The organism is Halomonas sp. H2, from assembly GCF_050215315.1.
Classification (GTDB): domain Bacteria; phylum Pseudomonadota; class Gammaproteobacteria; order Pseudomonadales; family Halomonadaceae; genus Vreelandella.
Genome location: NZ_CP189760.1, coordinates 2,290,767 through 2,317,249, shown reverse-complemented (window position 1 = coordinate 2,317,249; position 26,483 = coordinate 2,290,767). Strand labels below are relative to the sequence as shown.

Sequence of the window (26,483 nt, the reverse complement as noted above, 5' to 3'; positions counted from 1 at the left end):
CTATGTTGCAGGGCACCGCGCACGCAGCTTTAATCAGTGCACCGGGCTCCGGCCAGGGAAAATCAATGGTCACCGCGGCGCTTGCAAGGCTGCACCGCAATGCAGGGCTTACCGTTCGGGTCTTCAAGCACGGCCCCGACTACCTTGACCCCATGATTCAAGAAGTGGCTTCCGGCCAGCCGGTGTATCAGCTGCACCCCTGGATGACCGGCGAAGAGGAGTGCCGCTGGCGCTTAGCCGAAGCGGCCCAGGAGGCGGATGTTATTCTGGTAGAAGGCTCTATGGGGCTGTTTGACGGCTCACCTTCCAGCGCTGATTTAGCCATCTTGGCGGGTATCCCTGCACTGCCAGTCATTGATGCCTGGGGCATGGCGCAAACCTTTGGCGCGGTGGCCCAAGGCTTGGCTAACTATCACCCTGATCTCGCTATTCACGAAGTAATTGCTAACCGAGTGGGTAGCCCCGGTCACGGCAAATTACTCGCGGATAGCATGCCTGCAGGCATTGCGCTACTGGGGGCCATTCCCCGCAATGAAGCGATGAAAATACCCGACCGTCATTTGGGGTTGGTACCAGCCAGCGAGTTAAGTGGCTTGGATACGCAGCTTGATGCCGCTGCGGAAGTATTAAAAGAGGCGGGATTAGATCGCTTGCCTAAGCGGGTTACCCTAACCGCAGAGTCGCCAGAACCGATTACAGAGCACCTTCGCGGCGTGCGCATTGCGATTGCCCGTGATGATGCCTTTGCGTTTATCTATCGCGCCAATGTCGATGTGCTGCGCGCGATGGGCGCAGAGGTCAGCTTCTTTTCACCGCTCCACGACAGCCAGTTGCCGGAGTGCGACGCGCTCTGGTTGCCGGGTGGCTACCCCGAGCTTAACGCGGCGCGACTGAGCGCCAACCACAGCATGTTAGAAGCGATTCGCGCCCATCACCGCGCGGGCAAACCGATACTGGCAGAGTGCGGCGGCCTGATGGCCTGCGTTGAGCAATTGGTGGATGGCGAGGGCGAAAGCCACGCTATGCTCGGGCTGCTCAATGGCACCGCGAAAATGGCCGGTAAACTCACCGCGCTAGGGCTGCAAAGCCTGCACGCCGGGGCAGGCGAGCTGCGCGGCCATACCTATCATCACTCGTTACTTGAAACTTCGATGACGCCGCTGGCGCGCACCCGCAAATTGGCCGGTAGCGAAGCCGAACCGATCTACCGCGAAGGCGGCCTGGTCGCGAGCTATTTCCACGGCTACTTCCCCTCTGCGCCCAAGCTGGTCGCGGATATTTTTACCGGGCAGCCAATCAGCATCAATAACGCCTGATAAAATATGTGGAATATTTTTCCATAAAATTATTCTGCGCTATGCTGTGTAGCCTTCACACTTGAATCCAACTAAGCAGGAGAACACCATGAGCTTTTATGTCTACCTTTCCGGCGAGATTCACACTGACTGGCGCGAAGAGATTCAGCGCGGCGCAGATGCGGCGGGGCTGGATATCGTATTTACTGCACCGGTCACTGACCACGACGCCTCGGATGCCGCAGGCGACCATCTGGGGGAGCAGTCCAGCCAGTTCTGGCGCGACCACCAGTCATCCAAGGTCAATGCCATCCGCACCCGCACCATGATCGAGCAGGCCGACCTCGTTGTCGTTCGTTTTGGCGACCAGTACAAGCAGTGGAACGCCGCCTTCGATGCAGGCTACTGCGCCGCGTTAGCCAAGCCCTACATCACGCTGCACAGCGAAGACATAGTTCACCCGCTGAAAGAAGTCGACGCGCAAGCCCAAGCCTGGTGCACTACGACCGATCAGGTGGTTGAAACGTTGCGCTACGTACTAAAAGCCTAAAGCTTAATAAAGAGGACGCCCCATGCGCGAGAATGCCAAAACCCCCGAACGCCATGCCCAGCGCATGGCGGCCAAGCAGAAAATCATGAACGAGCGTATCGCCCGTGCCGATAAAGAGCAGGGCGTGCTGCTAGTGCTCACCGGCCCCGGTAAGGGCAAAAGCAGCTCCGGTTTTGGCATGCTCGCCCGCGCCTTAGGCCATGGAATGAAAGTCGGCGTGGTGCAGTTTATCAAAGGTGCGTTCAGTACCGGCGAAGAAGCGTTCTTCCGCAATTTGCCCAACGTGGACTACCACGTAATGGGGCAGGGCTACACCTGGGACACCCAAGACCGCGAACGCGACGTAGCCGCTGCCACTGCCGCCTGGGCAGAAGCCAAACGCATGCTGCAAGACGAAAGCTACCACCTGGTACTGCTCGACGAACTCAACATCGCCCTACGCTACGAATATCTAGACCTAGACCAAGTACTCGACGACCTACAAGCCCGCCCAGAAATGCAACACGCCGTGGTAACAGGCCGCTACGCTCCCCAACAACTCATCGACTTAGCCGACACCGTCACTGAAATGAAAGTGGTTAAACATGCTTTTAAAGATCAAGGTATCAAGGCTCAGAAGGGGATTGAGCTTTAGGCGAGAGGTGTAAAGGGTGAGGGGGAAGGCAGAGGGGAGAGGGGATTATTTGATGGGCGGAATTTCAGCCCGCGGCAGTTAGGTCTTGTGAACCAGCAACTCGCAGTGTCTTGCTAATACATACAATGTAACTACAATATAATGCATGAGCTATCTTACCTTCGAGTGGGATCCCAATAAGGACGCCGCTAACTGCAAGAAGCATGGCGTTTCTTTTAAAGAGGCAAAGACTGCCTTCACGGACGAGTTCGGCCGACTTATATCGGATCCCGACCATTCTGAAGAGGAGGATCGGTTCATACTCCTTGGAACGAGCATTCATTCTCGTTTACTGGTGGTGTGCCACTGCGCGAGAGACGGCGAAACAATTCGAATTATCTCTGCGCGCAAGGCGGATAAACGAGAGCGAAAAACTTACGAAGGGTATAGACATGCGTGAGCATTACGATTTTTCAGATTCAGTCAAAAACCCATACGCCAAGAAGCTTAAAAAGCAGGTCACGATTCGGCTGGATGAAGATACCATCGCGTATTTCAAAAATCTGGCTGAAGAAAAAGATCTGCCTTATCAAAGCTTGATTAATCTCTACCTGCGCGATTGTGCCCAGTCACATAAAGACCTCAAGCTTGAGTGGAAATAAACGGTGCAGCGCTGACCAAGCTCTACATCAACCTGCACAGCTAAGATATTAGAAGTCGACGCAGGCGCCCAGGTTTGGTGCAATACTACCGATCAAATGTTTGAAACTCTGCGTTACGTCCTCAAAGCCTAAGCTGGCCGTTCTTCCTCCTGAAAGCCTTGCTTCAACTTGTGGGAGGGCGCTTCAGCGCGCGAAGACACAGCCACATAAATAATCCATCCCAATAGAGTGCCAGGCCACTATTGCGAGTGTACTTCGCTACAAACACCCATAAAATCAAAGTATTGCATACTCGTAGCGCGGCGTAACGCTTGGCGAGGAACGAGCCAAAAGGCACCCGCGAAGGCAGCGCCAGCTGCCCAAAGCCTGCTCCAGCTCAATTTTCCTGCAAAGCTACGTGACCTAATTCAATTTTATGAATAGAGTATGATTGAAAAGAGCAAAACGAGCGGGCACACGAATTTTGAATATACCGCCTAACGGTCAGGTTAATGCATTTTTAAACAATGGTTTATAAGAATGTGGCTGGCTAGATAATGCCAATAAACACGATATCTCATTCATTGAGATTATGCAGCCGGGCGTATAATCACTGTTGAACTAAACCGCTTCGCGGTAGCTGTCGACGAACCACGTTTTTCGCCTCATCGGGCCACACTGTTGATTGACCCACGTGGGTCAAACAACAGGCGTGACGACGATGACTGCCTTGCGACAGAAGATGATCGCGGCCATGCGTCAGCGTGGCTTTGCGCAACGTACCCACAACACCTACCTGATGGTGGTCACTGATCTGGCACGTTATTTCCACCGTCCGCCAGACACGTTGAGTACCGACGATCTGCAACACTTCTTTAATCACCTGGTTCAGGAGCGCGGTTTGTCCGCCGCCAGCTGCCGTGTCTACCTGCACGGCGTGCGGTTCCTGTACTTGCACGTGTTGCAGTGGCCTTCGTTTGATGTGCCGCTCACCGTCCCCAAAAAACCGCAGCGGATTCCAGAACTGCTGACCCGCGACGAGGTTCGGCGGATCCTGGCCGCCTGTCAAAACTCCAAGCATCGCATGATGCTCGAACTGTGCTACGGCTGCGGATTGCGTGTGACCGAGGTCTGCCACCTGCGAGTCAGTGACATCACAGCCAGCGCTACCAACGCCGTGTGACGCAGGGCAAGGGCGGCAAGGATCGTATGGTGCTACTACCGGTGACCCTGCTTGATCGCTTGCGCGATTACTGGCGCGCCTACCGGCCCATCACATGGCTGTTCCCGAGCGCTCTGTTTCCCGATCAAGCACTGCACGCCAGTGCGCCGCAGAAAGCCTTTACCCAAGCCAAGCGCCTGGCCGGGGTCGAGCGGGTCGGTGGCATCCATAGTCTGCGCCATGCCTATGCCACCCATGTCTTGGAGCAGGGCCTGCCCGTTCATCAGCTCCAGCGGCTGCTGGGCCACCGCAACCTCCAGTCGACGATGCGCTACCTGCACTGGCTACCGAGCCAGCAAGGGGGAGATCAGTGTCATATTGACCTGGTAGCCGCCTTGGAGGTGAGCCATGACTAAGGCCGCTACCTTGCAGCAGGCGCTGATCCGCTTCCTCGATCCAACCGGTCTTGACCGCCAGCGCCAACGGGTGTGTACCCATCTGCTGGCCTGCCGAACGGAGGCGATGGGCGGGATGATCTTGCAGTGCTCCGACTGCGCCCACGTACAGCCACGCTACTTTGGCTGTCGCGATCGTCACTGCCCACAGTGCCAAGGCCGTGCCATGGAGCAATGGGCTGAGCGTCAGCAGGCCAATATCCTGCCGGTGCGCTATTACCACGTTGTATTCACGCTACCGCACAGCCTTAATGGCTGGGTTCAGCTTCATCCCGAGGTGATTCACCGGTTGCTGTTCCAGAGTGCCTGGCAAACGCTACGCACTTTTGGACGAGACCCCAAACGCCTTGACGGCGAAATGGGGATGATCGCCGTGCTTCACACCTGGGGCCAGAACCTGAGCCAGCATGTGCATCTGCACTGTTTGGTTCCAGGCGGTGCCTTGAGCGACGATGGCCGCTGGCATAGGGCACATAGCAACTACTTGTTCCCGGTGCGGGCCTTGTCACGCCACTTTCGCGGGCACATGGTGAGCGCTTTGCGCAAGGCCGCCAATGCAGGCGATCTCCACCGAGTCACCCGGCCCGGTGATGTTGATGCTCAACTGAACACGCTGATGGCCACTGAATGGGTGGTGTACAGCAAGGACTGCCTTGAACACGCCCAGGCGGTAGTTCGCTACCTGGCGCGCTACACGCGCCAGATCGCCATCAGCAACGCACGTATCCTGGCCGTAGACGACCAGCAAGTGACCCTACGCTACAAGGACTATCGCGACTACGACCGACACAAGGAACTCACCCTTGATGGCGCGGAGTTCGTGCGCCGCTTCTTGCTCCACGTCCTGCCCAAGGGACTGATGCGGGTGCGTCACTACGGTTTTCTGGCCAATCGCTGCCGTCGGCAACGTTTGGTGCAGATTCGTCGAGCGTTAGCGGTTGTTGAGCAAGCATCGGATGTCGATATGGCTGCCAGCGATGCGGAACTGGCCTACCCCTGTCCACACTGCAAGCAACTCACATTACGGATGATCGGGACACTCACCCCCCAGCGTCCCATCTACGATCCAACGCCTAACCACGAGGAGCAACGCTATCGAGCATGACGTAACGCGCTATACGCCTACAACCGATTAGCTATCCGACCCGTGCGCGGGTTACGGCGACGCTCGTCCCGGTGATGGATTTTAGCCATCAGGCGCGCTACATTGGGTTAATTTGGATTCGGGGGCACTGAAATGATGGCGAATCTCACTATTAGAGCGCGTTACCACAGACATGCCGATGCACGGCTTGGTGTCTCAGGCCGTATGCCAGTCAATACAATCCCCTATTAAATAGCCGCCTGATGGACGCGCCTTAGCCCAACAGGCATTGATACGCCATGCTCCGCACGGCGAATAAATGCTTCACTGTTAGGCTTAATTCGGCATATTGAGGCCAGAATGAGTACAGGTACATACGAAGAGCCACTCCCTTGTGGTGGTAAATTGAAGGTAACTAAAACATCATGGGAAATTTCCTATTATTTTTCTGGTCCAGACATGAGATACAACGGAACATTTGTTTCGGTCCCAGGCGGTTCAATTGAAAAATATATTTCAGCGTTCAGCGAAAACTGGAAAGAGTATGAACAACTAAAGTCATCGATACCAAGCGATGGCGAGTTTTCAAAGCTTGGCAAAATGGGGATGGATATTCGTATTGGAAATTTCGCTCAAGGTGTATGCATTAAGTCATATCATATGCCAATTGACACAAGGCAGCAGCTTGAAAAGGTGATTAGTGGCTACCGCTATGCCGCTCAAAGAGCTCCGAAAATTCAGGAGTTTTTGGCAAATCTATAGGGGGGAAGCCTAACAAATGTAGGCTGTTGGACAAATTACTCGCTGTGCTCACAATTTGCCGCAGCTACAGGCGTTATACGATCTTTAGTTCCACGCCTTGAGGAAAATTCGTGATAAGTAAAGCTTCAGAATTACTTGAACATTTTATTCAACAGGAAGCCCGAAAATTGGCTGGCGTAGAAATGCCTCACATGCCCACTCTCGGCAGTGCATACGAGGAAATTACAAAGCAAGGTGTTGATCAAAATTTTGTAATACCAAAAAGCCTAAACATTAGTGTCGTCTCCGGGTTTATTGAAATGGGCGGTGAAATGCTGCCCGAGCAAATCGACTGTATGCTTGTATGTGGGGCCGGGAGACGATATGGACTTACAGATCAATATATATACGATATCGAAAATATTCTATGCGTTTTTGAGGTTAAAAAGACGCTATCCAAGAAAGATTTTTCTGACGCCATAAGCCATCTAGCAAAAATCCGGAAGAAATTCTCTGAGCATTTCGAGACTAAGTTGATATATCAGGCTTACCAGCCTGATATTACAGCTGTAAGAAGTAGATTTTCCCAGTTAACTGGAAATGTTGCGCCTGAGCATTATATGGGGATTCATGACCTTCCAGAGAATGAGGGGATGCTATTCTACGGTCTGGTTCAAGAGCTATTTGCTCCTGTCAGTATTATTCACGGCTATGGAGGATATCGTACAGAGAGCGGGTTGCGAAATGCATTTCTCGATATTATCGAGGAGAAAAAATTGGAAGATGGAGTTGGTGTCGGAATACCAAGTATTCCTTCGCTGGTTACATCTGGTAATTTTTGTCTTGTAAAAGGAAATGGATTTCCATTTTTAGGGGTAAATCAAGACAACAAATGGGTACCGGTTCTATCGACTCGACATAATTCTGCCAAATTAATACTTGAATTAATTTGGATGAAAATATCCCTAAAGTTTAAAGTGGATATGCCTTATGACGATGGAATTTACATGGATTACCTTGAGCCTCTTTTAGTAGCTGAGACACTTAGAATAGGGGATGCAGCTGGGTGGATGTATAGCTCTATCGAGCCAAGTGAAAAGTATTTAAAACGTAACGACGATAAGCAGTGGGCGCCCTCGGAAATAGGTGAGGCAGAAGTTAGTGCGATAGGGCTAATGGCTTTTCGGGGTGGGTGGCTTCAACTTGATGACGATTTTGACATATATATGATGAAAAAATATCAGATATCGGCACAGGACCTAAAAGAAAAGCTAATTTCAACTAAGCTTTTTATGTTGGATGGAGACTACATTAGGCCAATTCATAATCAGTTGCACATGATAACCCGTGACGAAGGCAACGGTTATGTTGGTAACGAAATTGAGAGGTTTGATATCTGGTGTAAAAAAAATGAAATTGAACCTAGTTACACCCATTTAATACTTGTAGAGTAGTGTGATTCGTATAACACCTATGAGCCTTCTGCCTGTCAATAGGCCGCAGCATTTTTTATTGGCCGCGTAAGCGGTCAATCTCAAGTCCCTGAGCCAGTGATCCTACTTCATCTGTCATCGTTGGCTGTTGGTGGCTTACAGCAAACACCTATTGAGGCTCTCTAACGTGGTAGTTCACCACTGCCAAACCGGGTTGCTTCTTGCAGGTGGGTCTGGGGCACTAGACATTCATCGGTTAACCAGCATCTGTCCTATTCAAAAAGCGGGTTACTTTACAGTCCCAGTTAGTTTCAGGTTCAGCGCCGGTGTAAGCCCACTCGCTCAGGGTGCTGATGCACGCCAGCAGGATGGATAATCAAAGCGGCGGGCTTCGAGTTGGGTGTAGAAGTCGGGTTTCAGACCTCAAGATCAGTCAGCAGACACCCTGTTTCAGCACACTCCATGATGATCCAGTTAGACGTTGATCATCATCCTGCTGCGTGACTAACTCCTTAAAAAGCGTTGTTCATCAAACACCTTTTCGTTCTTTAACATGAAATAGACTGCACGCCCCAACTTGTGGGCCAGGGCCGATAAGGCTTTGGCTTTACCCATGCGTTTCTGGAAGCGTTGCAACATTTTTGTGCACCTGGATTGCCGCGCAGATAAGTAAGCGCCCATAAATCGGCACCTACAGCCACGCCCTGAAATTGCCCACACTGATTTCCTCGTAAACACCAGGAGGAATCAGCATGACACACGCCGAACGCAAACGTCTCTGGCAGCAGCATATCGAGGACTGGCAGGCGTCGGGTTTGTCCGGCATGGCCTACTGCCAACAGCAGTCACTAACCTATTGCCGCTTTGTTTATTGGCGTAAAAAGCTGACCGAACCGGAGGCGTCGTTTCCGGAGCAACCCGTGTCGTCGCCCGGCTTTGCCAAGGTATCGGCAGTGCCTGGCCCGGAGTCGTCAGAAGGATTAACGGTGTCATTGCCCGGCGGTGTCTCAATCACCGGTCTGCACGCTGGCAATGTAGAATTGCTGGGCGCTGTTCTGAGGCAACTGTAATGCGCCACCGGTACCTTCGCCCCTCCTGGGACCTGCCGGAGATTTACCTGTATCGACAGCCCATCGATTTCCGCAAACAGGCCAACGGCCTGGCGCTGATTGTCGAGCAGGAGTTAGGTCATAATCCGTTCTCCGGCGCGCTTTATGCGTTCACCAATCGACAGCGGAACAAGATCAAGTGCCTGATGTGGGAGGACAACGGCTTTGTGCTCTATTACAAGTCCCTGGCCGAGGAGAAATTCAAGTGGCCGGGGCCGTCGGATGAGCTGATGCCGCTAGACGGCGAGCAGATCAACTGGTTGCTGGACGGCTACGACATCACCCTGCTGCAGGGCCATAAAACCCTGCATTATGAGAGCGTTGGGTAGCACTTTTTAAGTGTGTCAGGGCGTTGTTTTTGCTATAATTTCGCCATGAAAATAACGCCTGATAACACGCCCAAAACACCCGATTTCAGCGGTCTCTCGCCCGCTGAAATGGCGGCGGTTATCAACGATTTGCAGGAACAACTGGCCGCGAAAGAAGCGGCTCTGCAGAGTCAGTTGCAGCAGCATGATGAGACCCTCCAGCGTCGCGACAATTACATCGCCATTCTCGAAGAGCTGCTGCGCCACAAGAAGATCCAGCAGTTCGCCGCAAGCAGTGAAAAACAGCCCAACCAGATCGTGTTGTTCGATGAAGCCGAGCTGGAAGTGGCGATTGACGAACTACGCGACGAACTCCCTGACGATGTGGAAGAAGCCGATGCGCCGCCTCGCTCCCGCAAGCGCCGTCAACGCGGCTTCTCCGACACGCTCTTGCGTGAGCGTATTGAGCTAACCCTCAGCGACGACGAGAAAGCCGGCGCCAGCAAGACCTTCTTCACCAAAGTGAAAGAAGAGCTGGAATATATCCCGGCCCAACTGAAAGTTCTGGAGTACTGGCAGGAAAAGGCCGTGTTCGAGCAGGACGGCGAAGAGCGCGTTATCGCTGCCGCCCGGTCTACACACCCGCTGGGCAAGTGCATTGCCACACCGTCACTGCTGGCTTACCTGATCATCTCCAAGTACGCCGATGGCCTGCCATTGTACCGGCAGGAGCAGATGTTCAAGCGCCTGGGTCATGACCTGAGCCGCACCAGCATGGCCCACTGGATTATCCGTCTGAACGACGTGTTCAAACCGCTGATGAACCTGATGCGGGAAACCCAGAACGGCAGTGACTACCTCCAGGCCGATGAAACCCGTATCCAGGTCCTCAAGGAGGATGGTAAAAAAGCCCAATCGGACAAGTGGATGTGGGTGACCCGGGGCGGGCCACCGGGTAAACCCTCGGTACTGTTCGATTATGACCCATCCCGTGGCGGCCAGGTGCCAGTGCGCCTGCTGGATAACTTCCAGGGCATCCTGCAAGCCGATGGCTACTCCGGCTATGGGCAAGTCTGCCGTGAAAACGGCCTGACCCGCATCGGTTGTTGGGACCATGCCCGACGTAAGTTCGTGGAAGCCTCCCGGGCCGCGCCAGCCAAGGGCAAAAAAGGCCAGCCATCGAAAGCCGATGTGGCCCTCAGCCACATCCGCAAACTGTACGCCGTTGAGAAAGCCGCGAACGAATTGAGCGACGCCGAGCGCTATCGGGTGCGTCAGGAAAAAAGCCTGCCGCTGCTGAGCACCTTCAAGGCCTGGCTGGAGAAAAACGCCAGCAAGGTGCTGAAAGGCTCGCTCACTCGCAAGGCCATGGACTACACATTGAACCAGTGGGACACGCTAGTGGGCTACTGCAAACGCGGCGATCTGAAGATCAGCAATGCCGGTGCCGAAAATGCCATCCGTCCGTTCGCTCTAGGCCGAAAGGCTTGGCTGTTCGCAGATACCTCGCAGGGCGCGAAAGCCAGCGCCACCTGTTACTCACTGATCGAAACGGCCAAGGCCAACGGACTGGAGCCGTCGGCTTACATCCATCATGTGCTGACGCACATCGCCGATGCAGTTACCCTCGAACAACTCGAAACGCTCTTGCCCTGGAATGCAGAGCTGCCGGCTTCAAAAAAAGCGGCTCAATACGGTTAGGGCAAGTGGGTCGGTTTAATGGCGCTTACGCAGATAAAGCACCGCAGCCTCAGAAAAAGCCCACTTTAGATGGGCATTACCAATCTTGTTGCCCTGGGTGCCATAGGTCTTACCGGCCGATTCGGCTTTGCACTTGATCAGTCGGGAATAGGAGGCAAACTTCTGAACAGATTCAAAACGTCGAATATCACCCACTTCATACAGAATGGTGAGGGCCAGAATACGGCCAACGCCGGGAATGGTTTTTAATAAGTGGTAGTAGGTCGGCTGATGCTTTTTGGCCTGCTTTTCCAATAGCCATTCCACCTGGCTTAGTTCCCGGTGGTAGCACTCTAAAACGGTCATATCTAGACCGATATTGCGCTGAACGAGCGGGTCATCAAAGGTTCTGCCCAATTGTTCTCTGGCACTGACATTTTTTAAATTGACCTTGTTGGGTGGCAGGTTGTACTGACTCGTTGTGTTGACAACATGAGCTTTGAGATCAGCGCCGTGGCGAACGAGCCCAGTTCGGCGGCGAAGCAGGTCACGGGTAGCTCGCATGCTGTGTGGGTAGACATAAGCGAGGGGAAAATTACCGCCTCGAATAAGCGCCGCAATTTTGTAAGAATCCACGCGGTCATTCTTGGTTTTACCGCCATGAATGGCCTTCATATAAAGGGCATGACCGAGAATGAAAGCAATGCCCTGGTCTTCACAGAAATCAGTGATCCAGTACCAGCAGTGCATGCATTCAACCCCGATGACCAGATCGTCCAGGTAAGGTTCGATCAGATGAAGCAGAGGTTCTGGTTTGGCTGGAATCTCTTTATGCAGAAGGGTTTCGCCCTGCTGATCCAGGATGCAGACAAACAGGCTACGGGCATGCAGATCACTTCCACAGTAGTGACGATGAGTGCTATTGTAAAAATTCATTGAGTCTTCTCCTGTTAGGTTTGGTCGCCTTTTCAGCTTAGCCAAACAGGCTGAGCTGGGGGAGAAGGCTCAATGAGTATCAAATCGCTGCAATTGACAAAAATACTTGGCTCTAAATTTTGGTACCCAAAATTTAGAGCCAAGTATTTTGCAACTAAGCTCAGTGCTATGTAAAGCGTTCGTATTGACGTACGTGTTATAAAGCGTACACTTGGCAGAAAGCTTAATACGCAATAGGTGCGTCATGACCGGAATCACAGCGACTGAGGCGCGCAGTAACCTTTATAGGTTGATTGACGAAACTGCCGAGTCCCATCAACCAATTGTCATTATGGGCAAGCGGAACAAGGCTGTCTTGGTATCCGAAGAAGACTGGTCATCCATTCAAGAAACACTTTACCTGCTATCTGTACCTGGGATGCGTGAGTCTATTCGTGAGGGGATGGATACCCCCGTGGATGAGTGCGATAAGGAGCTGGACTGGTGACATGGAAGTTGATCTACACCAAACAAGCCCAAAAAGACGCAAAGAAACTAGCCTCTAGCGGTCTCAAGCTAAAAGCTCAGGAGTTGTTGGAATTGGTTGCTGAAGACCCCTACCGCAAACCTCCTCCGTTTGAGAAGCTAATTGGCGATCTTGCGGGAGCCTATTCTCGCCGAATCAATATTCAGCATCGCTTGGTGTACCAAGTACTCGAGGATGAGCAAGTGGTAAAAGTCCTCCGGCTATGGAGCCACTACGAATAATGCATAACCCATCGCTGTTGCCGGACAATTTCTCCACCGCCGCGCGACGTATTGTCTGATTGAGCACAAGCTAGACTGATCCGTTTACCCATGCCAACTACCGCAACGATGCGACTGCTCGGCTGTCTATGATGCAGCTATTTTATACATTCAGTACTCTATAAATTCAGGTTATCAAAGGCGATCCATCGATATTATGGCGAGAAAAATACTAGGTTTGAAGGCGAAAAGAGAGATAGATGCCAAGCCCGCCGACGAAGTTGTAGATCAATTCCCTAATGATCCCGAAAAACGTTTTTTAAATGGTGTCGCTATTCATCCTTCCCCACGCATTTATTTAGAGCCTGGTTCTAAGCAGCGTACTGTGCGAGCGATGGATTTGATTACGCCCATTGGGATGGGTCAACGAGGGTTGATTGTTGCGCCGCCAGGGTCTGGCAAAACGACGATGTTAAAATATATCTGTCAGGCCGTGGCAGAAGCTCATCCTGACATAAAGCTGTATGCCTTGCTGATTGATGAGCGCCCTGAAGAAGTGACCGATTTTAAGCGCAGTGTGTCGGCGGAAGTACATGCATCGTCTTCAGACGAAAGCTACACACATCATGTGCGTATGGCCGATGAGCTTCTTGCGACGGCGCGTAAGCAAGCAGGCGACGGTCATAATGTGATGATTGTGATCGATTCTCTTACCAGACTCTCGCGGGTTCATAATGCCGAGCAGCGAGGCAATGGTCGCACTATGTCGGGTGGGCTGGATTCCCGAGCGATGGAAATACCCCGAAAACTGTTTGGCGCCGCGAGAAAGATCGAAAATGGTGGATCGCTCACCATTCTTGCCACCGTGCTGGTGGATACGGGAAGCCGTATGGATCAGGTGATTTTCGAGGAGTTCAAGGGTACGGGCAATATGGAACTCGTGTTATCACGCGAAGTGGCAAATCAACGGATTTTCCCGGCGATAGATATTGCCAAAAGCAGTACTCGTCGAGAAGAGCTTTTGATTGATGCAAAAGATATTGAAAAAGTAAGGACATTGCGTAGAGCGTTGACAACGCTTAAGCCAGTAGAAGGCGCGCAGAAGTTGCTTGAATTATTGGATAAATATCCCACTAATGCCGAGCTATTAGATGGGTTTTTGCCCGCCTCGTGAAATGTCTGTAATAAAGAAGCTCACCTTTGGTTTTTAAGAGGTGAGCTTCTCTGGTAAGTCTTAACGATTACTTTGTTTATTATAGTTGAGGTTTGACTCGGGTACTGCTTTTCGAACAGGGAAGCCTGCAATCTCTTTGCGCTCAATAATATTTTTTAATCGCCTTTCAATAGCGCAAAGATTTTTAAAGTCACTCATGTCGACTAAAGAGATGGCTTCACCAGAGGCACCCGCGCGGCCGGTTCGGCCAATGCGGTGGATGTATTCTTCTGGCTGAAAAGGTAAATCGTAATTCACCACACGACTCAGTTCATCAATATCCAAACCGCGCGCGGCAACCCCCGTGGCGACCAAGTACTTTAGTTCTCCAGATTTGAACTGAGCCAAAATCTTTTCGCGCATTGCTTGGCTTCTATCGCCATGGATAGAGTCTGCTGTGATGCCGCGTTTTTCCAGCTGAGCAACAAGCTTGGCCGCATTGTGTTTTTTCTCGGTAAAAATAAGCGCCTGATCCCACTTTTGCTCATTAATTAAGTGACTCAACAAGGCGGACTTAGTGTCTTTGTCGACGGTGATTAGCCACTGTTTGACATTAGCGGCGGCGCGGACGTTTGGAGAAATGGATATTTCAGCCGCGAGATCAGTCATCTTGCTATCTGAAAAATCGTAGGCGAGGGCGCGAACGTCGTCAGTCATTGTGGCCGAAAACAGTAGGTTCTGACGGTTTTCAGGTAGGCGTTCTATGATTTTATGGATATCGTCGCCAAAACCCATGTCGACCATTCTGTCTGCTTCGTCCAGTACCATGACTTGAAGTTCATCAAAGTGCAGCGCCCGCTGATGCGCCAAATCAAGCAATCTGCCCGGCGTGGCGACCAGAATATCCACCCCTGCGATCAGGCGCTCTTTTTGAGCTTCGGTATCCACGCCTCCATACACAGCCATAGAGGTTAAGTGCGTGTGTTTAGCGTATTGAGCCACACTGGCTTCGACCTGAACCGCTAACTCACGGGTCGGCACGAGAATCAGCGCACGTATGCGTTTGCCGCGTAACGTCCCCGCGTTGCTGAAGCGTTCTAATAGAGGCAGAACAAAGGCTGCGGTTTTGCCTGTGCCTGTTTGTGCGGTGGCGATTAAGTCGTTACCCGAAAGAATGGCAGGGATCGCTTGTTCCTGGATGGGCGTTGGCGTTTTGTAACCCAGTTCGGTAATCGCTTGAACAAGAGGAGTGGATAATCCTAGTTTTGCAAATGGCATAAGGCGCCCTGACAGATCGTCGTAAGGTGTGTCGAAAATAAAAGATGAGGCAGTATAAAGTAAAAGCAGCTGTTCGTTGCTCGAATTGTGCAACTAGCTTCATGATGTAGAATGGCGAATCTTGTTATGAAGTAGAATAATGTATTTAATTCAATATAAATAGGGGTTTTCAGTGGTTTGGCTATCGCCGAGCAGCCTAAACTCATCTAAGCCTTGAAGAGCTTTCGGTTCACTAAGCAGCACAAGTGTAGCATATCAATATTGCGTACGAAGCGGTTCAGTGGAAGACAGTCAAGGTACTAATGATGCACGGGTATCATTAGTACGAATCTGACGAGGTGCGTCATTCGGGGTCTGTGGCCCCTGCGACGCTCATAAGTTCGTGCGAATACGTACGGCGTTATACCAAAAGGCGGTTAAAGTGCGATATAGACTTCTAGCAATCCTGTTCATTGTTCTGGCGCTTGGGGTGGGTGTCTACTTTGCAGATTCCCGCTTGCCAGCGTTGCTTGCTGAAGAACTTCCGCAGGCAGAGTCGGTATTGGTGGTCAAGGAAGAGCGGAAACTTTATCTATTAAGGGATGGGGAGCCATACCGTGAATACGGGATTGCACTCGGGGGTAACCCGGCCGGACATAAACAGGAAGAAGGTGATCAACGCACACCGGAAGGCGACTATGTACTCGACTGGAGAAACCCTAACAGCATGGCTCATCTGTCTCTTCATGTCTCATACCCAAACGAGGATGATCGCGCGCATGCGGAGGCGCGTGACGTTTCGCCTGGGGGTATGATCATGATACACGGCCAGAGGAACGGATTTGGCTGGTTGGGTCGCCTAGTCCAACGTTGGGACTGGACCGATGGCTGCATCGCGGTTACTAATGTCGAGATGGAAGAGATTTGGCACGCGGTGCCAAACGGAACTCCAATTAGCATTGAGCCATAAATGAATAACCGTGCCGAGCGAAGCAAGCCGACTTCTTTCGGCCGTCAACGACAATCAGCTACAGCTTAAAGACGTGATCGATGATTTCTTCGTTAAGTTTTGAGCCATGTCCGCGTCGCAAACGCCGCACGAGATCAAGGGAGAAGTCGGCAGTGGACATGGGAGTGTTCAGACAAATATCGAGAACACTTGCTTGGCTTAGAATGAGAGTCCTGATCTACGTGGGAGTACCCTGGTACAACAGAGGGGGTTGTATTCGATTCGTTTATTTACAAACGGAGCGTTGAGCGTGCAAACACTCTGCTAGAGACTTTCATTAGTAAGGAAAAGGATAGTGAATTATTTACAGGCTCCCAACCGACAATCTACCCCACGCAGATAGTTCTGAATCCGCCCCGCTTTATCACTAGTCACCAATGCGCTAATGATTGGTGCTGGCAAGCTAGCATCTATTATAGCTATGCTAGCGTTCACTAATCACGCTTCTCGGAAATCATATGCAACTTCGAGCAATCCTATTCGACCATGATGGTACTCTCGTCAACTCTGAACCAGTTCACTACAGAATGTGGGCGGAAGTTCTTCAACGCTATGGCTTTACGTTATCGGAGCAACAGTACAAGGCTCATTATGCGGGCGTACCCACACCTGCCAATGCCGTAGACTTGGTGCAGCGATTTGAAATTGATGAAACACCGCAGAAGCTTGTTGAGGCGAAGAGCGCCGCAACTTGTGAGTACCTTGAGCAGCAAGCTTTTCCATTGATGCCCGGCGTTGAAGAGGCCATATCTTACTTTCATGGCGCAGGATTGAAGCTTGCTGTTGTAACGGGGGCGAGCGCAAACGGCGTTCAAACAACGCTAAGGGTTAACAAGTTAGAGCACTATTTCTCTGTAATAGTCTCAGGAGATGATGTTCGGGCAAGCAAGCCTGCACCGGATTGCTATTTACTCGCGCTGCAGCAGCTTGGTGTCTCCGCCGCTGAATGCCTGGCAATTGAAGATACTCAGCATGGGCTTGAGGCGGCCTTTCAGGCTGGTATTAACTGTGTGGCACTGCCTACGGAGATGTCTATGCATCATGATTTCCATTTAGCAGTAGCGACTCTTGGGGGCATGCCAGCTGCTGTGGAATACGTGCGCGAAGTCCTTTGCGGAAGAGAAGTCTGAAAAAGCGCTGTTACTGGATAATTTTCACCCCACTTGGCAGCCAAAATTACTACCAAACCCTGCGTTAAATGTGATGCCATGATGAAAATTCCAGACTTCGCGACCCACGACTATTTGGCTGAGACTGGCCCGTTTCGGAGTCTCTTAGAGCATCCGACTGGCTCTGAAGACCCTGTATTTCAAGATCTCCTGAGTCGACATCAGTGTGATTCAGCTAACAGCCTAACGGCTTGTTTTATAACCCTACACTTTTTATACCCTTACGCTATGCTATTGAAATGATTGGTTACAAAGCCGCACATGCTGAGTAGCGGCAGATCGCCCCTTTTTCCACGAAGAGATAACTGGTTGCCATGGCCTTTGTTAAACCTATTACGCTAGCCGCACACGGCATTAAGCTGGTGCCATTAACACTCGACCATGAACCCGGCCTGCGCGCTGCGGCTGCGGATGGCGAGTTGTGGAACCTCCGTATCACATCGGTGCCTGCGCCCGAGGAGACGCGGGGCTACATTGATAGTGCGCTAAAAAGCTTTGAGGAAGGCCACCACCTCGCTTTCGCTGTCATTGAAGAGGCCAGTGGTGCTGTGCTTGGATCCACGAGTTACCACGACATTCTGCCCACTGTGAAGCGAGTGGAAATTGGCTCTACGTGGTACGCCAAACGCGCGCAGCGCACGCATGTAAACACCACATGTAAGCTTCTGCTTTTGAGGCATGCTTTCGAAACACTGGGTTGTAACGTGGTCGGTTGGCGTACCGATAATTTTAACTTTGCGAGCCAGCGTGCTATTGAGCGCCTGGGCGCGAAGAAAGACGGAGTGATTCGTGGCCACAAGCTGCGCCGCGATGGCACAATCCGCGATACGGTCATGTATAGCCTACATCAGGGGGAATGGCCGGAAGTGCGCTCACATCTCAACGATTTGCTGAGCCGACCTTCACCCGGTGAGTAACGTTGCGCTGGCGCCTAACGATGCAGCTCTGCAGCAAATTTATTGCCTGCTATCGCTCCAAACAAGCGCTGAGTCCAGACGTTAGGAGTCTTAAACTTAAGGCTTGAGGAAGATTATTCACCGTTTGGCTTTTTTTGGGCTCTCGCTTTCTGTTCTGCCTGATCCAGCAGGACTGGGCCGCTACCTGATTCAGCCAGCTTGTCGTCCGGGTTATAGAGTGGGCAACTTGTCATACTCAAACAGCCGCAGCCGATACAGCCGCTTAGGTTGTTGCGCAGTGATTGTAGATACGCAATGCGGCCATCCAGCATCTGCTGCCACTGTTTTGAAAGCTGTTGCCAGTCTTCAACTGTCGGAGTGCGGTTATTGGGCAGTGATTCAAAAGCCTGCTTAATCTCTTCCAGGCTGACGCCGACCTTCTGCGCGGCTTTGATTACCGAAATCCGCCTTAGTACTTCCGGTTTATAGCGGCGCTGATTGCCCGCATTGCGCCAGCTGTGAATCAGCCCTTGTTGCTCATAAAAATGCAGAGTGCTGACGTTGATGCCGCAGCGCTTGGCGACCTTACCGACACTCCAAATAGCCTCTGCCATCACTCACTCCTGAATTTTGCCATTTTCTCACAAAAACGCTTTACCTCAACTTATGTTGAGGTTTTAGCCTGTGCTCTCCACTAATGCAAGGAGACTCTTATGTACTTGGAACACGTGAATCTGGTCGTTGATGATATGGATGCCATGCTGGATTTTTACCGCGCCGTATTCCCGCACTGGCGTGTGCGCGATGAAGGCCATGGCGAGTGGTATGGCAAACCACGTAAATGGGTGCACTTTGGTGACGACGAACATTACCTGGCATTAAGCGACCACGGCGAAGGGGCGAACCGCGATTTGAAAGGCCACAGCGTTGGCTTGGCCCATTTTGCCTATGTGACCGATAACCTCGATGCCGTTGTTGCCAGGTTAAATAACGCGGGTTACGCCATTGCCAAACCCGGGGCTGTAGAGCCGTTTCGCAAAAATGTCTATTTTGTCGATCCGGCCGGTTTTGAAGTGGAGTTTGTCGAGTATTTGAGCGATATCCCGGCCGAGCGGAATTTAAATCAAGATGCCCAGTAATAAGCCGGTCAGCCCCAAGAGGGGGCAGACCGGTGATAAATTTAGATTTTATGCACCTTAAAATATTTTTTGAATAATCTGGTAAAATCCCTTATCTGCTTTCAGTGGGAATTGATAGCAACAAGGCTATTAGAAAGTGAAGGGCGCTACTTAACCCAATGGAAGGAACAGATTTACCCTAAGGAAGGCAAAGTATTCCCACCTTATTTATGAAGCTGCCTAGCCCTGGAACAGGTGAAAACCTATCCAGGGCTAAGCAGCTTTTCAATAACGCCTTTGGCACCGTTGACCATCATTAGGAACATCTAGATGATTCGTAAATACCGGGAGGCGGATATTGAACACATTTTGGATATCTGGCTTTCAGCATCGATTAAAGCTCACTCCTTCGCGGGGTCAGAATATTGGCAGTCCAAAGTTAGTGAAATGCGTGATGTATACATCCCCGTATCGGAAACCTTTGTATATGAAGCTGATGAGCAGATAGCAGGGTTTTACTGCCTCTATGGAAGTACGTTGGCAGCCGTTTTTGTGTTACCAAGCCTTCAGGGCCAAGGGATAGGGTCAGCGCTGATGGATGATGCCAAGAGCAGAAGGGCGTGTTTGCAGCTCAGTGTCTACAGCCAGAATGCTCCTAGTATCAATTTTTATAAGCAGCATGGCTTTATTTCATTAGGCGAGCAGATTGATGAGCAAACGGGTGAGCCTGAGTTCATCATGGAGCATTATTGTTAATAACGATTAGCGGAAAAGCCGCTTAGATCGGAGTTGATAATACCTACCCCTTCCAAAAACCGCGAAATGCTCCCCCGTAGGGCCTTCCTCAAGGGGTATAATGCTGCCGGCCACAGAAAATGTGGCTGTGTTGAAGGCGTTGATTTTCAGCAGAATTTTTTGATTGTTACTGTTTTTAATAGAGAAAAGGTAGTCGTTCATGATTAACACCAAAATATACAAAGCGGTTTACGAACTCGCCGAAAAGCTCATGAAGGCTGCCGATAAAGAGGATAGAGAGGCTTTTGACGCGCTCTATGCGCAGTTACAAGCTATTTGCACCGAGAACGAAAACACCGATAAAGATCACCCAGAGCAGTGGGAAACGCTGGCGGACTTTACTGAAGAGCTAGATGACGCGTTGGCTGTTTACGAAAAAGCCCTAGAAAAAGCCGTCGCGATCAATTCGAAAGACCATATGTCATCCATTGCATTTTCCATGGCGACCCTGCAAGTTGAGCTAGGCCAGACGGACGCAGCTATTAACAACCTTCAAAATGCACAAATTAGTGCTAATAAAATTGAAGATAATGATTTGAAAGAAGAAATAGATAAGCTGCTTGAAACGCTATCAGCCGACTAAGCTCGCTAGTTTGTCATCAAGCAGCTAGCTATAAGCAACATGACCCCATATACCTTTTGACTGAGTTAGGTTTTCCTAAGACTAGGAGTTTATTTTGACCAATAATGATATTTTTCGCCGCATACGTTACACCTTTGATTTAAAAGACAGCACCATCGTAGATATCTTCGCCTTGGCCGAGGTCAGTGTGACTCAGCAGCAGGCCACTGCTTGGCTGAAGAAGGATGAAGACGACGCCTTTGTTGCTATGAAAAATAAAGAGTTTGCGTCGTTTCTGAACGGGTTTATTAGCTTTAAACGTGGTAAACGCGAGGGCCCGCAGCCAGCGCCTGAGGCGCAGTTGAATAATAATATGGTGTTCCAAAAGCTACGCATTGCGCTCAATCTACAAGCGGACGATATTTTAGCTTTGTTTGAGCTGGTCGGCCTACCGCTGAGTAATCATGAGTTAAGCGCTTTTTTCCGTAAGCCGAGCCATAAGAATTATCGAGAGTGTAAGGATCAAATACTACGCAATTTCTTGCTTGGCCTTCAGTTTCAATTGCGGCCAAACTCCGACCACTCAGACGTTCACTCAGAATAAAGAGCTGGTAGCGTTGCAGAGCATTTTTCAAACGACACCCTCTGCCTAGACGAGTTGAGGGCTAAGCTTTCACGCAGACGAAAATTGCATTCCCAGAGGTGGTGTCCCAGGGCTTTATACTCTCGTAGTCATGCTCAAACACATGCACCTCGAAGCAGGGTGCCAAGAGGGCGATTAACTCTGAAAAGCTGATGGCTACCATGGGGTGCTCGTCGTTCCAAGTCTGCGTTTCTTGAGTATTTATTTTCTCAATGCTCAATCTGAGCGACTGTTGTTCGCCTTGCCCGCTGTAGTGCCACCCAGAGCGAAACGTGAACACAGCGTCTTTTTGCTTGGCGGTATGTGTCACAAATAAATCGTTGTCGATTTTGAGTTTATCGACCGCGTTAAAACAGAAAATCCCGCCTGGCTTTAGTGCGCGATGCACCTTTGAAAGACACGCCTTTAGCTTATCAATCCCAGCGTTGTAGTGGATAGAGTACAAAAAGCAGGTGATTAAATCTTGCGGTTCACTCACCTCTAACGTGCTCATATCTTGCCGCGAGAAGTACGCTTCTGGGCAACGCACGGCGGCGATGTCCAGCATTGGCTGGTTGATATCTAGCCCGCTGCTTGCATAGCCAGCATCGATAAAATGGCGCACATGTGGGCCAGTGCCGCAGGCTAAATCTAGGTGGTTTTTGCCGCCGTTACCAAAAATTTGATGCAACCTACGAATGGCGTTGCTTTGCGCTGGGTAATCGATATCCACGCACATCAAATCGTAGTAGCCAGAAAGGTCGGTATAGAGCGCGTTGACGGACATAGTGGCCTAATGGTGATAGCGAAGAGGTTGGGGTGGCGCATAGTAAACGAGCGAATTGGGTTTGAGAAGCAGGCACAGCTTGGCGCTTAACGATTACGCAAATACATCTTGCAGCCCTAAAGAAACGCTGACGATTACCGATATATAACTAAGACCATCGAGATTTCTCTGGTCGTTGCTAAATGCCGAGAGTGCTCGCTTTCACCGCACATGTTAGAACAGACGATTGGTGCAGCGCGTCGTGACTTTGCTGCGGTTCAGTCTCGCCGGCGAGTACTAACCGACTCCTCAAAAATACTGCAACCACCTCTGGCTTGCAGCATTGCCGCCTTGGTTCAGGTTCCTTTTACCCTCGAATCCTGCCATCACGTTGTTCATGACGAAGCTCAATTTGGCTGCTACGTTGAGTAGATAGCCTTGTGTATGTTGCTATGGATAGGCTGCAGATTCAGACGGGAACGTTCAAGGCGTTGAATGCGAGGAGCGGGTATGCAAACCCTTTCTCTCAAACCGCACTGGCTCTGGTTGATGGTTGCCGGTTTGCTAATGGCTACTATGTCGTTTACATGGCAGACCATGGCACAAAGCGCTTCACCAAGCGTTCTGGTGCTTAATATTGAAGGTGCCATCGGCCCGGCGACCAAGGACTACTTTGAGCGTGGGCTGGATAAAGCCCGCGAGCAGGGCAGTGAGGTGGTAATCGTCGAGCTCGATACCCCCGGCGGGTTGGTCGACACCACCCGCGACATGATTCGCGAGATGCTCAACGCTGACATTCCCGTGGTGATGTACGTTTTCCCCAGTGGTGCGCGAGCGGCAAGCGCGGGCACCTATCTACTTTACGGTAGCCACGTGGCTGCCATGGCCCCCTCGACGCATCTCGGCTCGGCCACGCCGGTACAGATGGGCGGCGGGTTGCTCGGCAGCGATGAAGACGAAGAGGATAATTCGACTGGGGAGTCGGATGGCGAGGGCAGCGCCATGGAACGCAAGGTGATGGAAGATGCGGTGAGCTTTATCCGCAGCCTGGCGGAACGCCATGATCGCAATGCCGATTGGGCTGAAGAGGCCGTGCGCAATGCGGTCAATCTCACTGCCAGCGAGGCGCTGGAGCAGAACGTCATCGATGCGGTGGCGCGCGATCTTGACGATCTACTTGAGCAGATTGACGGCATGAGCGTGGTCATGGAAAGTGGTGATGCCACGCTTGAGACCGCAGGCCTCACCATTGAGCGCTTCGACCCTGATTGGCGCACCCAGGTGCTATCGCTGATCACTAATCCCAACATAGCCTTTTTCTTGATGATCATCGGCTTTTACGGGCTGGTTTTCGAGCTGGCCAGTCCCGGCAGCCTGTTCCCCGGCACCATTGGCTTGATTTGCTTGCTGCTCGCCCTGTTTGCGTTTCAGGTGCTGCCGATTAACTACGCCGGGCTTGCGCTGATGGTGGTCGGGCTGGCGCTGATGGTGGGCGAGGCATTTATGCCTAGCTTCGGCGTGCTGGGGATTGGCGGCATCATTGCCTTTGTACTTGGCTCGGTAATGCTGATGGACGCGGAGCATCTTGCCATTTCGCTACCGCTAATCGGTGGTGTGGCATTGGTGTCCGGGGGGCTAATGCTATGGACGTTAACACGCTTTGCAACGCTGCGCCGTCGTCCGGCACACAGCGGTGCGGAGCAGTTAATCGGCGCAGATGCGGTTGCATTGGAGGATTTTGAGACCAGCGGCCATGTAAGGCTGCATGGCGAGCGCTGGAACGCAGTGAGCGATGCGCCAGTCAAACGAGGTGGAAAGCTTGTGGTGATGCGCCTTGAAGGCTTGACAGTATATGTGACGCCCCGCTAGTGCCTACTTTTTGACATAACCGACCCACTGCTAAACGAGGTGTCCAATGATTATTTCGTATTTAGTTCCTGTCGTGCTGGTGGTGATGTTGGTCGCTGCCTCCATTCGTATACTGCCGGAGTACAAGCGCGGCGTGGTGTTCTTTCTGGGGCGTTATCAGATAGTGAAAGGGCCTGGGCTAGTCATTGTGATCCCCGCCATTCAGAAGATGGAGGTGGTGGATCTGCGCGTCATTACCATGGATGTACCGGAACAGGACGTAATCTCTCAGGATAACGTCACTGTTAAAGTTAATGCGGTGCTTTATTTCCGCGTCGTCGATCCAGAAAAGGCGATCATTCAAGTCGAGAATTTTACCCAGGCGACGAGTCAACTGGCACAGACCACTTTGCGCTCCGTGCTGGGTAAGCATGATCTGGATGAGATGCTTTCCGAGCGGGATAAGCTTAACGACGATATCCAGGAAATCATCGATACCCAAACCGAAGAGTGGGGTATCAAGGTCGCCAATGTTGAAATTAAGCATGTAGATTTGGATGAGAGCATGATCCGCGCCATTGCGCGCCAAGCAGAGGCGGAGCGTGAGCGTCGCGCTAAGGTGATTCACGCCGAAGGGGAACTGCAAGCATCCAAGAAACTGGTCGAGGCGGCCAATGTCATGCAGGAAAACTCTGCCGCGCTGCAACTACGCTACCTGCAAACCATGAGCGACATGAGCAACAAGAACGCCTCGACGATTGTCTTCCCGTTGCCCATGGACATCATGGAAGCGTTCAAGGATATGAAAGCCAAGCATACGGCAGCGACGCCTGGTAAGGCGCAGGATGACGCCTAGGCTCACAGCTCTTCCCACTGCCTGTGGTACGGTTTGGCAGCAGCTGGCAGTGGGCTCCCTGAATACATTCTTTGTTTCATGGGATATGCTTCGAAGCCCCTGATCCAAGAATCCCGGTGATGCCATGTCCCTGATTGCCACTACCCCTGAACCGCCTTACTACGCCGTTATTTTCACTTCACTACGCACCGAGGTCGATAACGGCTATGACGCAATGGCGGCAAGAATGGTTGAGCTTGCAGCGCAGCAGCCGGGATTTTTAGGGGTGGAGTCTGCCCGCAATGAAGTGGGTGTAACGGTTTCTTACTGGGCCGACTTGGCATCTATTAAAGCGTGGAAAGCCCATGCCGAGCATCAAGAGGCTCAGCGGTTGGGCCATCAGCAGTGGTACCAGCACTTCAAAACCCGTATCGCCAAAGTCGAGCGAGATTATGGTATTTAGCGACTGCTAACAGTTCAGTTACCTAAATCACCAGCCCAGCCAGTGCCTGCATCCCTAGCGCCACCGCCAGTACAACAACCCCTGCCACCAAACTGGTTACCAAGGCATGGCGTTTCCACAGTACCAGAACACGGTGGCCAAAGCGGTGAACCAGCCAAGCCAAGCCGAAATAGCGCAAGCCACGGGCCATTAATGTTGCCAGGGCAAACAGCATGATCGGGTAGCCGGAAAGTCCGGCGGTAATCATCGCCACCTGGAAGGGGATCGGCAGTATGCCAATGGCTAAAATCGCGGCAAAACCGTATTGATCGAAATAGGATTGGAAAGATTGGTAGCTCTGTTCCATGCCCATGAATTCAATAAACCACGTTCCCACCGACTGGTATAGCACCAAGCCAATGCTGTAACCCACCAGTGATGCGACCAAGCACCCTGCGGTGGTGACGGTGGCAAGCAGCCAAATGCGCTGCTTATTGACGGCCATTAACGGGATCAATACCAACTCAATAGGAATTGGCAAAATGATGGTTTCCAGAAAGGAGAGGATGCCAAGTAACCACAGCATATTTTTCGAGCCATTAATGCGCTCGAACCACTGCTTGGTACGCTTTGATGTGAAGGCCATGGTGGTATTGTTTCGTCTAAGAAGCGGGATTAATGCGGCGATAAATAGCCGCCAGTAGGCTGTAAAGACCGAACGCAAATAACCCGACGGCAACAATTGCCAGCAGCCATTGTCCGTAAGCTTGACTACGCAGCGTGCTAAATACTTCGGCAGTTCCACCCGCTTGATCAGGGTTGAACTGGTAGGCCGCAATGATAAAGAAGCTGCCCACGATCACAAACACTATGCCACGAATCACTAAGCCGAAACGGCACACAGGGTAGGCCCACTGCTGTGTACGCTTAGGCATATCGAAGTTTTTATGAAATTTGGCTTTGTAGCCTTTAATCGCATGGGCGATGCCTGCGCCAATCATCACTAGGCCAACGGCACCCACTAGCCAACGGCCAAAAGGCTGCTGCATCAACCAGCCCGCCATGCCTTGCGAGCCGCCGCCGGAACCCCCAGAAGAGCCGCCAAATTGGAAGATCAGGCTTGCGGCAAAAAAGGCCAGCATCATATGGGTAACCGCACTCACCATTAAGCCTGCGCGGATAGCCAAGCCTTTGGCGCCGCTACCATGGTGTCCTCCTGACAAATAATGGCGTTGTGAAATATCCGTATACGGCGGGTCGCCAATACTGTGAGAGTGG

General features: G+C 51.6%; 31 protein-coding genes and 2 pseudogenes. 26 read left to right on the top strand and 7 right to left on the bottom strand.

All coding sequences use genetic code 11. The features are described from left to right. The first annotated feature begins 2 nt into the window (after positions 1-2). The 10 genes from ACQE2I_RS10795 to ACQE2I_RS10750 all read left to right on the top strand — a co-directional run bounded on the left by ACQE2I_RS10795 (position 3) and on the right by ACQE2I_RS10750 (position 7,995). Complete coding sequence (locus ACQE2I_RS10795) at positions 3-1,316, top strand: cobyrinate a,c-diamide synthase (protein ID WP_427028111.1); 1,314 nt, start codon at positions 3-5, stop codon at positions 1,314-1,316. 88 nt (positions 1,317-1,404) lie between these two features. Further along, the gene (locus ACQE2I_RS10790; RefSeq protein ID WP_427028110.1) at positions 1,405-1,845 is read left to right on the top strand and encodes a YtoQ family protein; all 441 of its coding nucleotides are present in this window, start codon (positions 1,405-1,407) and stop codon (positions 1,843-1,845) included. A 22-nt stretch (positions 1,846-1,867) separates the two neighbouring features. Further along, entirely contained in the window at positions 1,868-2,479 is a 612-nt protein-coding gene (gene cobO, locus ACQE2I_RS10785) for a cob(I)yrinic acid a,c-diamide adenosyltransferase (RefSeq protein WP_427028109.1), read from the top strand. 145 nt (positions 2,480-2,624) lie between these two features. Further along, positions 2,625-2,918, top strand: a complete 294-nt coding sequence (locus tag ACQE2I_RS10780; protein WP_427028108.1) for a BrnT family toxin — start codon at positions 2,625-2,627, stop codon at positions 2,916-2,918. Further along, the gene (locus ACQE2I_RS10775; protein WP_427028107.1) at positions 2,911-3,120 is read left to right on the top strand and encodes a BrnA antitoxin family protein; all 210 of its coding nucleotides are present in this window, start codon (positions 2,911-2,913) and stop codon (positions 3,118-3,120) included. The genes ACQE2I_RS10780 and ACQE2I_RS10775 overlap by 8 nt, the downstream gene beginning before the upstream one ends. A 700-nt stretch (positions 3,121-3,820) precedes the next feature. Continuing rightward, on the top strand, positions 3,821-4,282 hold the full coding sequence (locus ACQE2I_RS10770; protein ID WP_427028106.1) for a tyrosine-type recombinase/integrase: 462 nt from the start codon (positions 3,821-3,823) through the stop codon (positions 4,280-4,282). 26 nt (positions 4,283-4,308) lie between these two features. Then, positions 4,309-4,677: a tyrosine-type recombinase/integrase gene (locus ACQE2I_RS10765; protein WP_427028105.1), complete on the top strand. Its 369-nt coding sequence runs from the start codon at positions 4,309-4,311 to the stop codon at positions 4,675-4,677. Further along, entirely contained in the window at positions 4,670-5,821 is a 1,152-nt protein-coding gene (locus ACQE2I_RS10760; RefSeq protein WP_427028104.1) for an IS91 family transposase, read from the top strand. Before ACQE2I_RS10765 ends, ACQE2I_RS10760 begins: the two co-directional genes overlap by 8 nt. Positions 5,822-6,160: 339 nt before the next feature. Beyond that, positions 6,161-6,562: a hypothetical protein gene (locus ACQE2I_RS10755; protein ID WP_427028103.1), complete on the top strand. Its 402-nt coding sequence runs from the start codon at positions 6,161-6,163 to the stop codon at positions 6,560-6,562. A 110-nt stretch (positions 6,563-6,672) separates the two neighbouring features. Beyond that, positions 6,673-7,995, top strand: a complete 1,323-nt coding sequence (locus ACQE2I_RS10750) for a DUF6602 domain-containing protein (protein WP_427028102.1) — start codon at positions 6,673-6,675, stop codon at positions 7,993-7,995. Positions 7,996-8,478: 483 nt separating this feature from the next. Here ACQE2I_RS10750 and ACQE2I_RS10745 read toward each other — a convergent pair. Continuing rightward, a pseudogene (locus ACQE2I_RS10745) lies at positions 8,479-8,651 on the bottom strand (IS110 family transposase); the annotation flags it as partial. Positions 8,652-8,726: 75 nt separating this feature from the next. Between ACQE2I_RS10745 and tnpA the strand changes: the two are divergent. From tnpA to tnpC, 3 genes are read left to right on the top strand one after another with little or no spacing between them, the layout of a single operon-like run. Next, entirely contained in the window at positions 8,727-9,044 is a 318-nt protein-coding gene (gene tnpA, locus ACQE2I_RS10740; RefSeq protein ID WP_427028101.1) for an IS66 family insertion sequence element accessory protein TnpA, read from the top strand. After that, entirely contained in the window at positions 9,044-9,412 is a 369-nt protein-coding gene (tnpB, locus tag ACQE2I_RS10735) for an IS66 family insertion sequence element accessory protein TnpB (RefSeq protein WP_427028100.1), read from the top strand. Before tnpA ends, tnpB begins: the two co-directional genes overlap by 1 nt. Before the next feature lie 45 nt (positions 9,413-9,457). After that, entirely contained in the window at positions 9,458-11,092 is a 1,635-nt protein-coding gene (tnpC, locus tag ACQE2I_RS10730; protein WP_427028099.1) for an IS66 family transposase, read from the top strand. 27 nt (positions 11,093-11,119) lie between these two features. On the opposite strand, the pseudogene ACQE2I_RS10725 reads toward tnpC, so the two are convergent. After that, positions 11,120-12,007: pseudogene (locus ACQE2I_RS10725) on the bottom strand (IS110 family transposase); the annotation flags it as partial. Between the two features lie 244 nt (positions 12,008-12,251). Between ACQE2I_RS10725 and ACQE2I_RS10720 the strand changes: the two are divergent. The 3 genes from ACQE2I_RS10720 (at position 12,252) to rho (ending at position 13,907) form a co-directional block, all read left to right on the top strand. After that, positions 12,252-12,494 (top strand): type II toxin-antitoxin system Phd/YefM family antitoxin, encoded by a 243-nt coding sequence (locus ACQE2I_RS10720; RefSeq protein ID WP_427028098.1) that lies wholly within the window; start codon positions 12,252-12,254, stop codon positions 12,492-12,494. After that, on the top strand, positions 12,491-12,754 hold the full coding sequence (locus ACQE2I_RS10715; RefSeq protein WP_179927971.1) for a Txe/YoeB family addiction module toxin: 264 nt from the start codon (positions 12,491-12,493) through the stop codon (positions 12,752-12,754). The genes ACQE2I_RS10720 and ACQE2I_RS10715 overlap by 4 nt, the downstream gene beginning before the upstream one ends. A gap of 196 nt (positions 12,755-12,950) precedes the next feature. After that, positions 12,951-13,907, top strand: a complete 957-nt coding sequence (rho, locus tag ACQE2I_RS10710; RefSeq protein WP_427028097.1) for a transcription termination factor Rho — start codon at positions 12,951-12,953, stop codon at positions 13,905-13,907. Positions 13,908-13,967: 60 nt separating this feature from the next. Here rho and ACQE2I_RS10705 read toward each other — a convergent pair whose 3' ends face one another. Then, positions 13,968-15,164, bottom strand: a complete 1,197-nt coding sequence (locus ACQE2I_RS10705; protein WP_427028096.1) for a DEAD/DEAH box helicase — start codon at positions 15,162-15,164, stop codon at positions 13,968-13,970. 421 nt (positions 15,165-15,585) lie between these two features. Here ACQE2I_RS10705 and ACQE2I_RS10700 point away from each other — a divergent pair, with 421 nt between their 5' ends. The 3 genes from ACQE2I_RS10700 to ACQE2I_RS10690 all read left to right on the top strand — a co-directional run bounded on the left by ACQE2I_RS10700 (position 15,586) and on the right by ACQE2I_RS10690 (position 18,238). Continuing rightward, complete coding sequence (locus ACQE2I_RS10700; RefSeq protein WP_427028095.1) at positions 15,586-16,113, top strand: L,D-transpeptidase family protein; 528 nt, start codon at positions 15,586-15,588, stop codon at positions 16,111-16,113. Positions 16,114-16,610: 497 nt separating this feature from the next. Beyond that, positions 16,611-17,282 (top strand): HAD family hydrolase, encoded by a 672-nt coding sequence (locus ACQE2I_RS10695; RefSeq protein ID WP_427028094.1) that lies wholly within the window; start codon positions 16,611-16,613, stop codon positions 17,280-17,282. A gap of 353 nt (positions 17,283-17,635) precedes the next feature. Then, positions 17,636-18,238, top strand: coding sequence for a GNAT family N-acetyltransferase (locus tag ACQE2I_RS10690; protein ID WP_427028093.1), 603 nt, complete (start codon positions 17,636-17,638; stop codon positions 18,236-18,238). Between the two features lie 113 nt (positions 18,239-18,351). Here the strand turns inward: ACQE2I_RS10690 and soxR are convergent, their stop codons facing one another. Then, positions 18,352-18,831, bottom strand: a complete 480-nt coding sequence (gene soxR, locus ACQE2I_RS10685; protein WP_427028092.1) for a redox-sensitive transcriptional activator SoxR — start codon at positions 18,829-18,831, stop codon at positions 18,352-18,354. A gap of 99 nt (positions 18,832-18,930) precedes the next feature. Between soxR and ACQE2I_RS10680 the strand changes: the two genes are divergently transcribed. From ACQE2I_RS10680 to ACQE2I_RS10665, 4 genes are all read left to right on the top strand, one after another. Then, positions 18,931-19,356 carry a VOC family protein gene (locus ACQE2I_RS10680; RefSeq protein WP_427028091.1) on the top strand — a complete coding sequence of 142 codons (426 nt, stop codon included), beginning with the start codon at positions 18,931-18,933 and terminating at the stop codon, positions 19,354-19,356. Between the two features lie 309 nt (positions 19,357-19,665). Continuing rightward, entirely contained in the window at positions 19,666-20,091 is a 426-nt protein-coding gene (locus tag ACQE2I_RS10675) for an N-acetyltransferase (protein ID WP_427028090.1), read from the top strand. A gap of 199 nt (positions 20,092-20,290) precedes the next feature. Further along, on the top strand, positions 20,291-20,713 hold the full coding sequence (locus ACQE2I_RS10670; RefSeq protein WP_427028089.1) for a tetratricopeptide repeat protein: 423 nt from the start codon (positions 20,291-20,293) through the stop codon (positions 20,711-20,713). A gap of 94 nt (positions 20,714-20,807) precedes the next feature. Further along, positions 20,808-21,296 carry a DUF1456 family protein gene (locus ACQE2I_RS10665; RefSeq protein WP_427028088.1) on the top strand — a complete coding sequence of 163 codons (489 nt, stop codon included), beginning with the start codon at positions 20,808-20,810 and terminating at the stop codon, positions 21,294-21,296. Between the two features lie 61 nt (positions 21,297-21,357). On the opposite strand, the gene ACQE2I_RS10660 is transcribed toward ACQE2I_RS10665, so the two are convergent. Beyond that, complete coding sequence (locus ACQE2I_RS10660; protein WP_427028087.1) at positions 21,358-22,101, bottom strand: class I SAM-dependent DNA methyltransferase; 744 nt, start codon at positions 22,099-22,101, stop codon at positions 21,358-21,360. A 489-nt stretch (positions 22,102-22,590) separates the two neighbouring features. Between ACQE2I_RS10660 and ACQE2I_RS10655 the strand changes: the two genes are divergently transcribed. The 3 genes from ACQE2I_RS10655 (at position 22,591) to ACQE2I_RS10645 (ending at position 25,226) form a co-directional block, all read left to right on the top strand. Continuing rightward, entirely contained in the window at positions 22,591-23,949 is a 1,359-nt protein-coding gene (locus tag ACQE2I_RS10655; protein ID WP_427028086.1) for an NfeD family protein, read from the top strand. Between the two features lie 46 nt (positions 23,950-23,995). After that, on the top strand, positions 23,996-24,784 hold the full coding sequence (locus ACQE2I_RS10650; protein ID WP_427028085.1) for a slipin family protein: 789 nt from the start codon (positions 23,996-23,998) through the stop codon (positions 24,782-24,784). 124 nt (positions 24,785-24,908) lie between these two features. Further along, complete coding sequence (locus tag ACQE2I_RS10645; protein ID WP_022523120.1) at positions 24,909-25,226, top strand: antibiotic biosynthesis monooxygenase family protein; 318 nt, start codon at positions 24,909-24,911, stop codon at positions 25,224-25,226. 22 nt (positions 25,227-25,248) lie between these two features. Here the strand turns inward: ACQE2I_RS10645 and ACQE2I_RS10640 are convergent, their stop codons facing one another. Beyond that, entirely contained in the window at positions 25,249-25,851 is a 603-nt protein-coding gene (locus ACQE2I_RS10640) for a YqaA family protein (RefSeq protein ID WP_427028084.1), read from the bottom strand. A gap of 16 nt (positions 25,852-25,867) precedes the next feature. Continuing rightward, a complete protein-coding gene (locus ACQE2I_RS10635) occupies positions 25,868-26,428 on the bottom strand; it encodes a DUF1206 domain-containing protein (protein ID WP_427028083.1) in 561 nt (186 codons plus the stop codon). Positions 26,429-26,483 lie beyond the last annotated feature (55 nt).